General features: G+C 44.8%; 16 protein-coding genes and 1 pseudogene. 10 read left to right on the top strand and 7 right to left on the bottom strand.

Annotated features, from left to right (window positions below; translation table 11 throughout):
• The first annotated feature begins 41 nt into the window (after nucleotides 1–41).
• Together OCV70_RS01440 and OCV70_RS01435 are read left to right on the top strand one after the other, a co-directional pair.
• A complete protein-coding gene (locus OCV70_RS01440; protein WP_243280710.1) occupies nucleotides 42–800 on the top strand; it encodes a polysaccharide deacetylase family protein in 759 nt (252 codons plus the stop codon).
• Nucleotides 801–906: 106 nt separating this feature from the next.
• Nucleotides 907–2,229: a replication-associated recombination protein A gene (locus tag OCV70_RS01435; RefSeq protein ID WP_021926160.1), complete on the top strand. Its 1,323-nt coding sequence runs from the start codon at nucleotides 907–909 to the stop codon at nucleotides 2,227–2,229.
• Between the two features lie 24 nt (nucleotides 2,230–2,253).
• Here the strand turns inward: OCV70_RS01435 and OCV70_RS01430 are convergent, their stop codons facing one another.
• Genes OCV70_RS01430 through OCV70_RS01420 form a run of 3 tightly spaced genes read right to left on the bottom strand, consistent with a single transcriptional unit; the run spans nucleotide 2,254 to nucleotide 4,384 of the window.
• The gene (locus tag OCV70_RS01430) at nucleotides 2,254–2,766 is read right to left on the bottom strand and encodes a DUF4364 family protein (protein ID WP_021926159.1); all 513 of its coding nucleotides are present in this window, start codon (nucleotides 2,764–2,766) and stop codon (nucleotides 2,254–2,256) included.
• A 2-nt stretch (nucleotides 2,767–2,768) separates the two neighbouring features.
• Nucleotides 2,769–3,698 carry a tRNA modification radical SAM protein MnmL/YtqA gene (gene mnmL / locus OCV70_RS01425; protein WP_173765907.1) on the bottom strand — a complete coding sequence of 310 codons (930 nt, stop codon included), beginning with the start codon at nucleotides 3,696–3,698 and terminating at the stop codon, nucleotides 2,769–2,771.
• Entirely contained in the window at nucleotides 3,695–4,384 is a 690-nt protein-coding gene (locus OCV70_RS01420; RefSeq protein WP_173765909.1) for a YesL family protein, read from the bottom strand. The genes mnmL and OCV70_RS01420 overlap by 4 nt, the downstream gene beginning before the upstream one ends.
• A gap of 231 nt (nucleotides 4,385–4,615) precedes the next feature.
• Between OCV70_RS01420 and OCV70_RS01415 the strand changes: the two genes are divergently transcribed.
• Nucleotides 4,616–4,942, top strand: coding sequence for a YerC/YecD family TrpR-related protein (locus OCV70_RS01415; RefSeq protein WP_021926156.1), 327 nt, complete (start codon nucleotides 4,616–4,618; stop codon nucleotides 4,940–4,942).
• A gap of 124 nt (nucleotides 4,943–5,066) precedes the next feature.
• Here OCV70_RS01415 and OCV70_RS01410 read toward each other — a convergent pair whose 3' ends face one another.
• Nucleotides 5,067–5,690 carry a DUF1836 domain-containing protein gene (locus OCV70_RS01410; protein ID WP_021926155.1) on the bottom strand — a complete coding sequence of 208 codons (624 nt, stop codon included), beginning with the start codon at nucleotides 5,688–5,690 and terminating at the stop codon, nucleotides 5,067–5,069.
• A gap of 217 nt (nucleotides 5,691–5,907) precedes the next feature.
• Here OCV70_RS01410 and pcrA point away from each other — a divergent pair, with 217 nt between their 5' ends.
• From pcrA to OCV70_RS01380, 6 genes are all read left to right on the top strand, one after another.
• Nucleotides 5,908–8,139 (top strand): DNA helicase PcrA, encoded by a 2,232-nt coding sequence (gene pcrA, locus OCV70_RS01405; RefSeq protein WP_173765911.1) that lies wholly within the window; start codon nucleotides 5,908–5,910, stop codon nucleotides 8,137–8,139.
• Nucleotides 8,140–8,384: 245 nt separating this feature from the next.
• A complete protein-coding gene (locus OCV70_RS01400) occupies nucleotides 8,385–8,615 on the top strand; it encodes a hypothetical protein (protein ID WP_021926153.1) in 231 nt (76 codons plus the stop codon).
• A 78-nt stretch (nucleotides 8,616–8,693) separates the two neighbouring features.
• Nucleotides 8,694–10,073, top strand: coding sequence for a 23S rRNA (uracil(1939)-C(5))-methyltransferase RlmD (gene rlmD / locus OCV70_RS01395; RefSeq protein WP_117850790.1), 1,380 nt, complete (start codon nucleotides 8,694–8,696; stop codon nucleotides 10,071–10,073).
• Between the two features lie 80 nt (nucleotides 10,074–10,153).
• On the top strand, nucleotides 10,154–10,336 hold the full coding sequence (locus tag OCV70_RS01390) for a hypothetical protein (protein WP_021926151.1): 183 nt from the start codon (nucleotides 10,154–10,156) through the stop codon (nucleotides 10,334–10,336).
• Nucleotides 10,337–10,588: 252 nt separating this feature from the next.
• Nucleotides 10,589–11,443: an alpha/beta fold hydrolase gene (locus OCV70_RS01385; RefSeq protein WP_117850788.1), complete on the top strand. Its 855-nt coding sequence runs from the start codon at nucleotides 10,589–10,591 to the stop codon at nucleotides 11,441–11,443.
• Between the two features lie 14 nt (nucleotides 11,444–11,457).
• The gene (locus OCV70_RS01380; protein WP_117850786.1) at nucleotides 11,458–12,264 is read left to right on the top strand and encodes a class I SAM-dependent methyltransferase; all 807 of its coding nucleotides are present in this window, start codon (nucleotides 11,458–11,460) and stop codon (nucleotides 12,262–12,264) included.
• Nucleotides 12,265–12,349: 85 nt separating this feature from the next.
• Here the strand turns inward: OCV70_RS01380 and OCV70_RS01375 are convergent, their stop codons facing one another.
• From OCV70_RS01375 to OCV70_RS19515, 3 genes and pseudogenes are all read right to left on the bottom strand, one after another.
• Nucleotides 12,350–12,898, bottom strand: coding sequence for a DUF2812 domain-containing protein (locus tag OCV70_RS01375; RefSeq protein ID WP_021926148.1), 549 nt, complete (start codon nucleotides 12,896–12,898; stop codon nucleotides 12,350–12,352).
• Nucleotide 12,899: 1 nt separating this feature from the next.
• Nucleotides 12,900–13,214 (bottom strand): PadR family transcriptional regulator, encoded by a 315-nt coding sequence (locus OCV70_RS01370; RefSeq protein WP_117850783.1) that lies wholly within the window; start codon nucleotides 13,212–13,214, stop codon nucleotides 12,900–12,902.
• A 111-nt stretch (nucleotides 13,215–13,325) separates the two neighbouring features.
• Nucleotides 13,326–13,742 (bottom strand): annotated as a pseudogene (locus tag OCV70_RS19515) (type III toxin-antitoxin system ToxN/AbiQ family toxin).
• 181 nt (nucleotides 13,743–13,923) lie between these two features.
• Here OCV70_RS19515 and OCV70_RS01360 point away from each other — a divergent pair.
• Entirely contained in the window at nucleotides 13,924–14,274 is a 351-nt protein-coding gene (locus OCV70_RS01360) for an arsenate reductase family protein (RefSeq protein ID WP_021926146.1), read from the top strand.
• The last annotated feature ends 67 nt before the right edge of the window (nucleotides 14,275–14,341 follow it).

Raw genomic sequence — 14,341 nt, 5'->3', positions numbered from 1 at the left:
ACATATATTATCAGGAAAGACAGATGTCAGGCGGCGAAGAGATGAAAGTAAAAACAGGGCATCTGGTGATGTGGGTGCAGGGGCTGGTTCTGGTTCTTTTGTGCGCAAGGCTGGGGGCTGGAGCTATTCTGGAAAAGGAAGGGGAGACGGGAACGGCGGGAGAGGAAGCCGTACAGCTGACAAATGCAGCAAAAAACGGAGACGCGAAGGCAGATTTTGATCAGAACCGGGGATTGGTTCAGGAAAAGAAAAGAGTAGCTCTGACCTTCGATGATGGTCCAAGCAGCAAGTATACGCCCCTGCTTCTGGAGGGACTGAAAGAAAGAGGCGTCCATGCCACCTTTTTTCTTATGGGGAAAAATATAGAGGGAAAAGAAGAACTGGTGAAGCGGATGCAGGCAGAAGGACATCTGATCGGGAACCATACCTACAACCATGTGGAGCTGTGCAAAATCTCCAAGGAGGCAGCCCGAACAGAAATCGAAGCCACCAATCAGGAAATTTACGATATCACAGGAGAATATCCCATGTGGCTTCGTCCGCCTTACGGGGAGTGGCAGAAGAATCTGGACTTTTATGTGAACATGTTTCCGGTTCTTTGGGACATTGACACATTGGACTGGAAAAGCCAGAATGTGAATGCGGTGATGCAGATCGTGGAATCAGAGATTGAGGATGGGGCGGTGATTCTGATGCACGACGCATATCAGAGCTCTGTGGATGCAGCCCTTCAGATCGTGGATCTGCTGACGGCACAGGGGTATGAGTTTGTGACTGTGGATGAACTGGTGCTGCCGTGAGAAAATGCAAAGAAAAAGATTTGCCTAAATTGGGAAGATGGATTATAATTAGAACAAATGTGCGGTATAATACATCTGAGTAAGAAACAAAAAATGGAGAAAATACATGGATTTATTTGAATATGCAAAAGCAAAGACAATGGAGAATGAGTCGCCGCTGGCTTCCAGGCTTCGTCCTACCCGTCTGGAGGAAGTTGTAGGGCAGCAGCACATTGTAGGAAAGGATAAGCTGCTTTACCGGGCAATTAAGGCAGATAAGCTGACTTCTGTTATTTTTTACGGACCTCCGGGAACCGGCAAGACCACCCTTGCCAAGGTCATCGCCAATACCACCAGCGCAGATTTTACCCAGATCAATGCCACTGTAGCCGGCAAGAAGGACATGGAAGAGGTGGTGAAGCAGGCTCAGAATGCCCTTGGCATGTACGGAAGGAAGACCATCCTTTTTATCGATGAGATCCACCGCTTCAATAAGGGACAGCAGGATTATCTTCTGCCATTTGTGGAGGATGGCACCATTATCCTGATCGGTGCAACTACAGAGAATCCTTATTTCGAGGTAAACGGGGCTCTTTTGTCCCGGTCTATTGTGTTCGAACTGAAGGCGCTGGAAATTCCGGAGATTAAGGAACTGATTCTTCGGGCTGTCAATGACAAAGAGAAAGGCATGGGAAGCTATGGAGCAGTTCTGGACGAGGATGCCCTGGAGTTTCTTGCAGATATGGCAGGAGGAGATGCCAGAAGCGCTTTAAACGCCATAGAGCTGGGGATTCTGACGACTCCCAGGTCTGATGACGGCAAGATCCATATTACACTGGATGTGGCTTCTGAGTGTATCCAGAAGCGTGTGGTACGCTATGATAAGAACGGAGATAACCATTACGACATTATTTCCGCATTCATTAAAAGCATGCGCGGCTCAGACCCGGATGCTGCAGTGTATTATCTTGCGAAGATGCTGTATGCAGGGGAAGATGTGAAGTTTATTGCAAGACGTATTATGATCCTTGCTTCCGAAGATATTGGAAATGCAGATCCCCAGGCCCTTGTGGTGGCAACTGCTGCGGCGCAGGCAGTAGAGCGGGTAGGCATGCCGGAATCCCAGATCATCCTTTCCCAGGCTGTTGCTTATATGGCATGCGCGCCGAAGAGCAACGCCGCTGTGAATGCGATCTTTGCAGCGATGAACAGCGTGAAGCGCACCAAGACCACAGTGCCTGTACATCTCCAGGATGCACACTATGGCGGGCATGAGAAGCTGGGTCATGGAATCGGCTATAAGTATGCCCACGATTATCCGAATCACTATGTACAGCAGCAGTATCTTCCAGATGAAATTAAGGATGAGAAATTCTATGAGTTGTCCGATATGGGATATGAGAAGAAATTGAAAGAGCATATGGAATTTATACGAAGAAATAAACAGTAGAAGTGGTAATAAAATGGAGGAGCTTTACAGAAGCCCCTCCATTATTTTTGCATATATTTCTTCGTATTTCTTCGGCCATTGCTTACACATTGCCTTGGCTGCCGTAAGGGATGGTGCCGCAAGAGAAAGATCAATCACGGAAGCTCCCTTCTGCAAAAGCTGCAGGTGCACCACATATTCCCCCTGGTTATTGATGTAGTAGTCCGCAGGAGCCTTAACCTGGTTCTTGGCGGAAGCACCTCTGGCAGCTAAATACTGCAGCACCTCGGTGCGGATGTCCTGGGAAATATCATTCTCAAAATAGGTAAGCGTGTTTTTGCCATCTTCAGTGAGATAATAATAGGAAGTATTGGAAATGGTACGCTTCTCGATCAGCTCCGTCTCCTCAAGCTCGGAAAGAGCCTGCTGCAAATGGAAATAATTGGTGTATTCCCGGTCCAGAATAAATTCAGAAATCTCGGAATTGGTAATGGGAGAGGATGAATTTCGAAGCATATATAAAATGATCAGCTTGTAAACAGTAAATGGTGTTGCCATTTTCAAGCCTCCTTTCTGGCTTTTCCCTGAAAACTCTGTCTTTCCTTCAATCGGTGGTGAAGAAGATTGAGGACTTCTCTTTTGCGGCTTGCCCATAAAGGTGCAATGAGCAGATCTTTTGGGCCGTCCCCGGTAACCCGGTGGATCACAATGGACGGGTCCAGATGCTCCAGACAGTCGATTACAAGGTCAATGTATTGGTCTCGTTCCAACACTTTAAATTTCCCGGCAAGATAATCATATGCAAGGTCGGTGCCTTTCAGAACATGGAGAAGCTGCAGCTTAATGCCCTGGATGTCACAGGCACTTAAGTAATCCATAGTTGCCAGCATATCTTCCCTATTTTCCCCCGGAAGTCCGAGAATGGTGTGCACCACCACTTCAAGTCCTGCCTTTCGAAGCCTGCAAAGTGCATCCTCGAAGCAGGAAAGAGGATAGCCCCGGCGGATATAGGCGACAGTAGATTCATGGATGGTCTGCAGTCCAAGCTCTACCCAGACGGGCTTTCTTTTATTCAGGCGAGAGAGAAGTTCTATCACATCCTCTCCCAGGCAGTCTGGACGGGTGCCGATGGAAAGCGCCACAATCCCTGGATGGGAAATGGCTTCTGTGAAAATCCGCTCCAGATAAGGAACCGGAGCATAGGTATTGGTATATGCCTGGAAATAGGCAATATATTTGTGGATTGGACGCTTGGCGGACAGCATTTCAATCTGGCTGTCAATCTGCCTGGTGATGGAAAGGGCTGCGCTTGCGGCGAAATCTCCGCTGCCCCCTTCACTGCAGAAAATACAGCCGCCGTGCCCGATGATGCCGTCCCGGTTGGGACAGCTCATGCCTCCGTTCAGTGTAACCTTGTAAACCTTTTCCCCGAACCGTTCCCGCAGCATATAGTCAAGGGAATGATAGGGCTTGCCGTTCCAGTTATTCATCGCACATCAGGATCCTGGCTGTGATCTACTATACAATCCGGATCTGGTTCGCTGGTTTCCTCCGGGATGTATTTGTCAAAAATTTTCACAAAGAAATGTGAATTGATGTAAGCAATTCCGGAAAATCCAAGGAGCACCAGAAGCAGGATCACGGTAGACTGGAGCTGGGCGCTTGGAATAAAGAATGCCAGGGCCGGTGCAGCAGAGATCAGGATCATCAGTGCTGTATAAGGAAGATGACGGATGGACATCAAAAATGCGTTGGTAAAGGTGTTCTTGATAGTGTTGTAAAATTTGGCAAGTACCGGGTAGATGTACATGAAAAGCATCAGGTAAACCACCAGGATCATCATGAAGATCACCAGGAGTACCTTGCCAAGGGAGCCTGCTGTGCCGCGGCAGATGCTGATGTCAATGGCAAGGAGAACTGCGGCAGCCAGCATGATCAGATTGATGACGATGCCCTGCTTCAGATTCTGCTTAAAGGATTTGAAAAAGCCGCGTACAATGTAGGATTCTTCATTGCGTACCATCTTCATTGTGACATAGAACATGGCAGAAATGGAAGGGCCGATTGTAACAATTGGGATACAGCAGACGATGCACAGAATATTCAGAATGATAAGATCTGCTACTCTGCTCATAAAGGTGAAAAATTTGTTATCCATGTTGAAGAAACGATCCATTCATATACTCCTCTTTTCTGTTTGTTGTAAAGCCGGAATCAGTCCCGGCGTTATAGCTTATGCAATAGTATAACGAATCTGTGGAAAAAAAGCAATTTGAAAATCAAAATGTATAAAATTTTCACAAAAAAATATTCTCGAAATTGCTTGCTTATCACACGTTAGCGTGTTAAAATAGTAATTATTGAAAATAGAATAGCAACAATTAAAGATAGAAAAAGGAGTAGCGAAATGAGTAAAAATATCAGAACTGAGGCAGTTGACCATCTTTTTGAGGCCATACTTTGTCTGAAGGATAAGGAAGAGTGCTACACTTTCTTTGAGGATGTGTGTACCATTAATGAGCTTCTTTCTTTATCCCAGAGATTTGAGGTTGCCAAGATGCTGATGGATAAGAGAACTTATCTGGACATCTCTGAGAAGACAGGTGCTTCCACAGCGACCATCAGCCGTGTAAACCGTTCCCTGAACTATGGTAATGACGGCTACGACATGGTATTTAAGAGAATGGAAGAGAAGAAGGAGCAGAATCGTCCGCTGGACCAGAAGGACGAATAAGGAGCTTTGAAGTTCCCGCTCTGGAAATGACAGACAATAGAACAGGACTTACATGCACGAAAGAAAACCCGCGGATCATTGGATGGTGATTCGCGGGTTTTGTGGCGGTGTAGGGAGAGAAGTTTTATTTCTCTTTTGTTTTCTTGGAGGATTTATCCTCTGCGGGGGAGATGTCATCGATCATTTTCTCAATGATCATCTTCTTGATGTAGACGTCGAAGCTCATCAGGCAGATAAAGCTGAAGCGCTTTAAGAATTCCTGGTCCTCCTCGTCTGCATCCTGGAAGGTAGCGCTGGAGAAACGGTAGTCCTTGAGGACATTCTTGATCAGCTGGTCGATCTTGCGGTTCTCCATGCCGAATACTTCATTATATACATAGGTCATGTCCTTGCCTGGCTCGCCCTTGAAATACTTCTCCGTGATAGGACCCAGAAGCTTCTGGATGTCTGTGATGGACAAAATATTCTTAAAATAATAGATGAAGATCAGCATGAGAAGATGATCCTTGGAATAACGCTTCTTCTCCGGGGAAGGGAGCAGGTTGTTCTTCGCATAATTGTTGATCATGGTCTTGGTGAGGATCTTGTCGTCCTCGTGGCGCTTGGTGGATGCAAGCTGATCTTCCATGAAGGTTGTGACCTGATCCATGTAAAGATCAATGTTCGGGAGATCTTCCGGCTTTATATAATCCATTCCGGAAATGTGGTCCAGAATGCTTCTGAATACGGATTTATCGTCTTCTGTCATTTTTTTATCACCTCTGCTCCCTATTATATAGTTTTTAAAACTACTTGTAAACTGTTTTTTTCAGTTTCTGTAAAAATGGAAGAGGGAAACCGAAACTATGTTTGCTTTTTTGCATGCGCGGGGTTGTGGGAAAAGAGGATTTCATGTATAATGAATTTTACTGTTATGGTTACCCATATGAGACAATGAACCTGGAATTTTATATAGGAGAAAATAGATGAGCATATACGATACATTAAATCCGCCGCAGCGCGAGGCAGTGGCGCAGACTGAAGGACCGGTTCTGATTCTGGCTGGTGCAGGGTCAGGCAAGACCAGAGTGCTGACTCACAGAATCGCCTACCTGATGGAAGAGATGGGGGTCAATCCATGGAACATCCTTGCTATCACTTTTACCAACAAGGCAGCCCAGGAGATGAGAGAACGTGTGGACAAGCTGGTGGGATTTGGTTCCGAGAGCATCTGGGTGTCTACCTTCCATTCTGCCTGCGTGCGGATCCTGCGCAGACACATTGACAATCTGGGATATGACACCAATTTTACCATCTACGATACAGATGACCAGAAATCCCTGATGAAGGATGTGTGCAGGAAGCTGAACATTGATACCAAGGTGTATAAGGAGCGGTCCCTTCTGGCTCAGATTTCCCATGCCAAGGACGAACTGCTGACGCCGGATGATATGGAGATGAAGGCAGCAGGGGATTATAATATGAAGAAAGTAGCCTCTGTTTACCGGGAATATCAGGCTGCCCTTCGCAAGAACAACGCCCTGGATTTTGATGACCTGATCGTGAAAACTGTGGAACTTTTCCAGAACTGCGGCGCTGTGTTGGAGTACTATCAGGAGCGGTTCAAATATATTATGGTAGACGAGTACCAGGATACCAATACTGCGCAGTTTAAATTTATCAGCCTTCTGGCACAGAAATATGAGAATCTGTGCGTGGTGGGTGATGATGACCAGTCTATTTACAAGTTCCGCGGGGCAAATATTGGGAATATCCTTGGCTTTGAGCGTGTTTTTCCAGATGCAAAGGTAATCCGCCTGGAGCAGAATTACCGCTCCACCAAGAACATTCTGAACGCTGCCAACCAGGTGATCGCCAATAATACCGAGCGTAAGGCCAAGACTTTGTGGACCGAGAATGAAGAGGGCAGCAAGGTGCATTTCCGGCAGTTTTTCAATGCTTATGAGGAGGCGGAATATGTAGCAGGGGAGATTGGCAGGATGAAGAGGGAAGGAATGGGAAGCTATCGGGACTGCGCCATTCTTTACCGCACCAATGCTCAGTCACGAATTTTTGAGGAGAAATTTATTGCAGCCAACATTCCCTATAAGCTGGTAGGCGGCGTGAACTTCTACGCCCGTAAGGAAATCAAGGATCTTCTGTGCTATCTGAAAACCATTGACAATGCCAGAGATGACCTTGCTGTGCAGAGAATCATCAATGTGCCCAAGCGCGGAATCGGTGCCACTACACTTGGACGTGTCCAGGACTATGCAGACAATATGGGAATCAGCCTGTATGAGGCTCTTCGGGTGGCAGAGGAGGTTCCTTCCATTGGAAGAAGCCTATCCAAGATCGACGGTTTTGTTACGTTTATCCAGAGCCTGAAGAGCAAGGCGGATGTGCTTTCTGTGGAAGAACTGCTGCAGGAGGTGATTGATGATACCGGATATGTGGCAGAGCTGGAAGCTGAGGATACGGAGGAATCCAGGGCCAGAATCGAGAACATTGACGAGTTGATTTCCAAAACTGTGGCTTATCAGGAGGCTATGGAAGAGCAGAATCAGCCTGCTACACTTTCCGGTTTTCTGGAAGAAGTGGCGCTGGTTGCCGATATTGATACGGTAGATCCGGACCAGGACTATGTACTGCTTATGACCTTACATAGCGCCAAGGGCCTGGAGTTCCCAAAGGTGTTTATGGTGGGAATGGAGGACGGCATTTTCCCAAGCCATATGACCATCAGCTATGGAGATGACGGAGAACTGGAAGAGGAGCGCAGGCTCTGTTATGTGGGAATTACCCGTGCCATGAAGGATCTGACGCTGACATGTGCACAGCAGAGAATGATCCGCGGGGAAACCCAGTACAATAAGGTTTCCCGTTTTGTAAGAGAGATTCCCCGTGAGCTTGTAGATCTGGGACATACTATCCAGGAGAAAAAGCCGAAGGCCGAGGATCTGATCCCAACTCCTACCAAGTATTCCAAGATGAAGGAGATTCTCCAGAGCCGTAACTACAAACCAAGGGAATTTAAGGTGACCAAATCCGGTTCCCTAGATTATGAGGTTGGAGATACGGTTCGCCATATTAAATTCGGCGTGGGAATCGTAAAGGAAATCGTGGAGGGCGGCCGGGACTACGAGGTTACGGTGGAATTTGACAAGGTAGGCGTCAAGAAGATGTTCGCAAGCTTCGCCAAGTTGAAGAAAATATAATTGTGCGCCCTGCGATTAGCGCTATGCTTTGAAACGAAAAATTCAAAATAAAAAGATTAACTATGGTAAAATGGTAGCAAAAGTGGTATAATAAATAAACCTGATGAAGATTGCAATAAATGTAAGTCGGGTGCCGGAGACTTTTTGAATACGCTCTGGTGTTTCGGTGCAGAAGTTAGTTGGCTATTTTAGGAAACTGCTTCAGAATGCACATGCAAGCTATATGAAAGAGAGGATGGTATCACATGAACATTAAAATGGATAAGCTCGAGGAATTATTATCATTACTTAAGAAAAAAGAAGAAGAGAAGCAGAAAAATACAGTCCTCTGGGTACTGGCAATCGTTGGTGCTGTAGCTGCTGTTGCAGGAATTGCATTTGCAGTATATCGCTTCTTTGCACCGGATTATCTTGAGGATTTCGAAGAAGATTTCGATGATGACTATGACGATTATTTCGAGGACGAAGAGAAATGATTAAGGATTAACGAATGAGGTATACGGGCATATGGCATTTATGCTCTCCCGTATACCTTATTTTTTTACGGAGGAATTATGAAAAAAGGCGAGATTTACGAAGGGGTTATTGAGAAAGTGGATTTTCCCAATAAGGGATATGTAAATATAGATGGAGAAAAAGTAATTGTAAAGAATGGAATTCCGGGACAGAAGGTCCGTTTTATGATCAACAAGAAGCGTTCCGGCCGGGTGGAGGGAAGACTTCTGGAGGTTCTGGAGAAATCACCTCTTGAGGTGCGGGAACCTGTCTGTAGCATTTTCCCTGCCTGCGGAGGCTGTATGTATCAGACCATGTCTTACGAAGAGCAGCTGAAGATGAAAGAAAATCAGGTGAAGAGTCTTCTTCAGGCAGCAGTTGGGGAGGACGTGGATCTTCACTGGGAGGGAATCCATGGAAGTCCCATTGAGTTTGGATACCGGAATAAGATGGAATTCTCTTTTGGGGATGAGTTTAAGGACGGTCCCCTGTCTTTGGGACTTCACAAGAAAGGAAGCACCTATGATGTGCTGACTGCATCCGATTGTAAGCTGGTGCATCCGGACATGACTGCCATTCTTTCCTGCGTGCTGGACTTTTTCACAGAGCTTGGAGCTGTACATTATAAGAAAATGCAGCACACCGGATATCTGCGCCATCTGCTTCTTCGAAGAGGGGTAACCTCCGGAGAGATTCTGGTTCACGTGATTACCACAAGCCAGGCCCAGTACGACTATGCGCCGCTGGTTTCCAGACTGCTCGCCCTTCCTCTTGAGGGCAAAATCGTGGGGATCATGCACATCATCAACGATTCCCTGTCTGATGTGGTGCAGAGCGATGAGACGCAGATTCTTTATGGACAGGATTATTTTTATGAGACACTTTTGGGCTTGCGCTTTAAGATCAGCACCTTTTCCTTCTTCCAGCCGAACTCTCTGGCAGCAGAAGTACTGTATTCCATTGTGCGGGATTACATTGGGGATACCAAGGATAAGGAAGTGTTTGACCTTTACAGCGGCACCGGAACCATCGCCCAGCTTCTTGCTTCTGTAGCGAAAGAAGTGATCGGCGTGGAGATTGTGGAGGAAGCTGTAGAAGCAGCCAAAGTAAACGCTGCCCTTAACGGCCTGACCAATTGCCGTTTCATCGCCGGAGATGTACTGAAGGCGCTGGATGACCTTACCGAGAAGCCGGACATGATCGTCCTGGATCCCCCACGCGACGGCATCCACCCCAAGGCTCTTCCAAAGATCCTTGCATACGGCGTAGAAAACATCGTCTACATCTCCTGCAAACCCACCAGCCTGGCCCGGGACCTCCCCTCCTTCCTCGCCGCCGGCTACCAGATCCAGCGCACCTGCAGCGTGGACCAGTTCTGCGAGACGGTACATTGCGAGACAATTTGCCTCTTGAGCAACCGAAAACCAGATGCACAGTAAAATCAGTGCGAATATGGAAGATTATTATTGCAATGTGTTAGCTGATAATGTATCTGATTTTTTTAGGGAGAAAATGATTTATGAACAAAGAAAAAACAGATATGCTTATTTATACGACAGAGGATGGTCTGACAAAAGTTGAAACAACTTTTGATGGTGATTTCAAGGAATTATTGCTTAGAAATTTGGCAATTAAGCAGATGGATACATTAGACCGTATCAATTTATCAGCAGTTTCGGCACTTCCTGGAGGTGCTATGTAAATGAAAGAAAAATAAAAGTATATTTATACACCAGTATTTCCATAACCATGTGGATAAATGGATATTCTGTGGATATCTGACTTATCCAAATTATGATTCGATTGAAAACATCTATCAGAAATGGTAGATGTTTTTTGATGCTTATATTTTTCTAAAAGATAAAATTGAAAAAATGAGAAAAAGAGCATATAATAAAAGTTAGTTGCAACGTACTGCAAAAACGTGGATGAAATAAAAGCGGGGAGGAAAGTTATGTCATATTCAGAGGATTTGAAAGCATTTGCGGCTTCACACAAATATGAAGATGTGATGGTTGATGGTGCGAAATTTCATTATGTATTAAACGGCAGGAAGGACAGCCAGACGCTCGTCATGCTGAACGGCGGCATGAATACGCTGGAAATGTGGATGAACTATGTGGATGCCTTTTCGGAAGATTACCAGGTACTGCTTTTCGATTACCCACAGGAGCTTCGGACCAACCAGGAACTGGTAACGGGCATGCATGCCTTTTTCAGGAAAATTGGCGTAAAAAAACCAATCTTTGTAGGAGCCAGTGACGGTGGAATGGTGGCGCAGATTTACATTCAGAAATACCCGGGTGAGGCAGGGGGAATGGTTCTGGTTTCCACCGGCGGAATGGATGCCGAAACCTTGAAAACTTTGAAAAAGAAGTATTTCTTTGCCCCGGTCATGCTCTGGTATATGAAGCACTGCAATTATGAAAAACTGAAGCCAAAACTGATCAAAGCAGGAATGAGCCATATCCGCAATGAAAGCAAGGAAGAGATTGCCTACGCCCAGGATATGTTTGAAATCATATTTAAAGATTACACAAAAGAGAAAGATGTACATATCTCTGGTTTGCTGGCAGATCTGATGAACCAGACTCCTGTTACAGCAGAAAATTTCCAGCAGCTGAAAGGAAAAATCCTTCTGATTCTTCCAGACCAGGATTTCTTTTCCGGCAAAATGCAGGAGAACCTGATTCGTCTCATGCATGATCCGAAAATTACATATGTTTCCGGAGGTCATCTGTCTACGATTTTGAAGTCGGAGGATTACGTGCGTACAATCCGCGATTTTCTGAAAACCTTTGAAAATTAGGGGGAACATCAGAAATGAATAATGAGAAAATCAAACCCAAATTAAACGGCACCGCCGAAACCATGCTTCAATGCTTTTATGCCCGTGCCATGCACAGCAAAAATCCCAAAAACAAATTTCACGATGCCAAGGCAGAGGAACTGATCGACCGTCTGGATTACGATTTCAGCAATGCAAAAAAAGATACCGCCATGAGCGGCGGAATTGTGGCAAGGAGCGTTGTTTTTGATGAACTGGTCAGTGAGTTTATTTCCAAATACCCGGACTGCACTGTGGTGAACATTGCCTGCGGACTGGACACCCGTGCATACCGTATGGACAATGGAAGGCTCACCTGGTATAACCTGGATCTGCCGGAAACCATAGAGGTGCGCGATTCAATCTATCAGGAAAAGGGCAGGATTTCAACGATCGCCTGCTCTGTTTTGGACGAAAAATGGGTGGAGCAGGTCAAAGTGCGGGGCAAAATGCTGTTTATCATCGAGGGGCTTACCATGTATATGACTGCAGACGAAGTAAAGAAGATGCTTGCAATTATACGGGATCATTTTGACAATGCCTATGTATGCATGGAAACCCTGTGTCCTTACTTCGTGAAAAAAGAAGGAATCGAGAAGTCCATCAAAGCTACCGGAGCCACCTTTACCTGGGGTGCCAACTGCTTTGACGACCTGGGAGACATTGCCGCAGGTTTCCGAAAAGTAAAAGACGACAACATCGTCCGCGGCATGCTAACCCTGACCCCTCTGTACGGCCTGGTAGCCTGGATGCCTATTGTGAAGAAATTCGCACAGAAGATTCTGGTATTTGAGAAAGCATAAAGAACAAACAAATTTAGAAAATATTACAGACAGCAGGTGGATTTTCGCCCGCTGTCTGTTTTCCGCTTGGAAACCTTAACTTATTTCATTTTATTGTAACTTCATCTTTTAATTTTTTTAGCTTCACTGTGCAGTGCACGATCAGATAAACATAAAATACAAGCAGGATACTGCAAATTACACTAAAAATAATATTACCTACACTTTCGGCAGAGATTCTTGTGGCGTTTGGAACCACGGCGCACAGGAAAATGGCCAGAATCGGGAGTAAGCGGACTTTGATCACATGCGCAATCATAGCGGCACGGGATTCATTATCAGAAAACAGCTCGCCGTCATTTTCTGTATGTACCTCTGCAGCTGGCTTCCTAAAATATAGCCATCCTACACAATGTTCGAAATATTCCCAGTTATAATCTTTCATCATTTGCATATAATCTGCATTTTCTCCGTTGTTTTTGAAATCAAGACGGTAGATTACATCCTCTGGCTGGCATTTCTCGAAATGATAGAAACAGGGCGGAACCATTTTCACAAGCTTCCATCCACTTTGGTGTTCTTTTCTCAGCCAGATTTCTTCTTCATTAAAGTCGGCAATTGTGTAAAATCTGATTTTAACTTTGGTCTCGCTCATACTATATTTCCTCCATGCTGTTTCTATACAGTCGTTTAATGCGCTGAATTTCCAGATCCAGTATTTCCCGTCCAAGAGGGGTGATCTGGTATAATTTTCGTTTCTCTTTTTCAGCAAAAAAGGCGATAAGCCCATCTTTTTCCATTTTGGAAAGAGTTCCGTACATAGTTCCCGCACTGATGGAAACTTCTCCATCTGTCATCTTTTTCACCTGCAGCCCAATTCCATACCCATGCTGCGGCTTCTGCAGACAAAAAAGAATGTAAAACCCTGTTTCCGTCATGGGAACATAAATCCTTTTTAATTTACTGTCCATATGTCCTCTTATACATTTTATTTCGATGTATCGAACTTCGATATAATGATTATATCGAGATTCGATATATATGTCAATGAAAATTTTGCACAATATAAGAATAAAAAATATTTAATGCGAACAATAGAGCATACATTTTTCTTCCAGCAACTTAAAATTGCAGCATCTCATAGCAAGGGAAGAGTCAGGCTTGGCAATGCATTTTTGATATAACTTCAGGGCTTTTGCGTGCAATGTGGTTTGAAGCTTATCAATTAGGTATTTTTCTTTTTGCAAAAGATATATATAATCTGTTTTTTCTTTGGAATTTTTAAAAGAACGGAATTGGTCGATTTGATTGTATTTTAATTAAGTTAGGCAGAAATCAGGAACCGGAATCATATTGTTGAGATTTAGTACGGCATAAAGATATCCAGTGCTTTCATCCTGGAGTTTGTGAAAATCCAGACTGTTTGCCATTTTTTGATGTTTGGGTTTTGCAGAAGAAAGGGGAACATAATAATGAAATTCGCCAATGGTAAAAAGAATGCCGACATGAAGTATTTATCTGTAGTTTTAGTATATGCAAGCTGCAATGAAAAATCAATAGTTTTTTGAAAAATTTATAATGTATTTTTACCCATTAACCAGAAGAGTGACTTGAGTGTCCTGCCCAGATAATGTATAATAAAAAAGATCACTGAAAAAATACAAAAAGGAGGCTGGTTCCATGTTGTTTTTAGAATATCCTAAGTGCTCCACCTGCCAGAAAGCGAAGAAATGGCTGGATGGGCACGAAATTTCATATACAGACCGTCACATTGTAGAGAATCATCCCACATACGAAGAGCTGAAGGAATGGTACCAGCGAAGCGGACTTCCGCTGAAACGATTTTTCAATACAAGCGGCATGCTTTATAAAGAAATGCAGTTAAAGGACAAACTGCCGGAAATGAGTGAGGATGAGCAGCTTTTGCTTCTTGCTACCAATGGCATGCTGGTAAAAAGACCGCTGATCGTGGCAGAGGATTTTGTGCTGACCGGATTTAAAGAAGCTGAGTGGGAAGCAAAACTGTTATAAGAGTGCGAAAAGAATCACAGGGGAAACACAGCTGAAAAACTGCATATGTCCTGTGAGATTCAAAAGC

It is taken from the genome of Blautia acetigignens (genome assembly GCF_025566865.1).
GTDB classification, from domain to species: domain Bacteria; phylum Bacillota; class Clostridia; order Lachnospirales; family Lachnospiraceae; genus Blautia_A; species Blautia_A acetigignens.
Note: the sequence above shows the minus strand (reverse complement) of the source record. Positions and strands in the feature narration are given on the sequence as shown.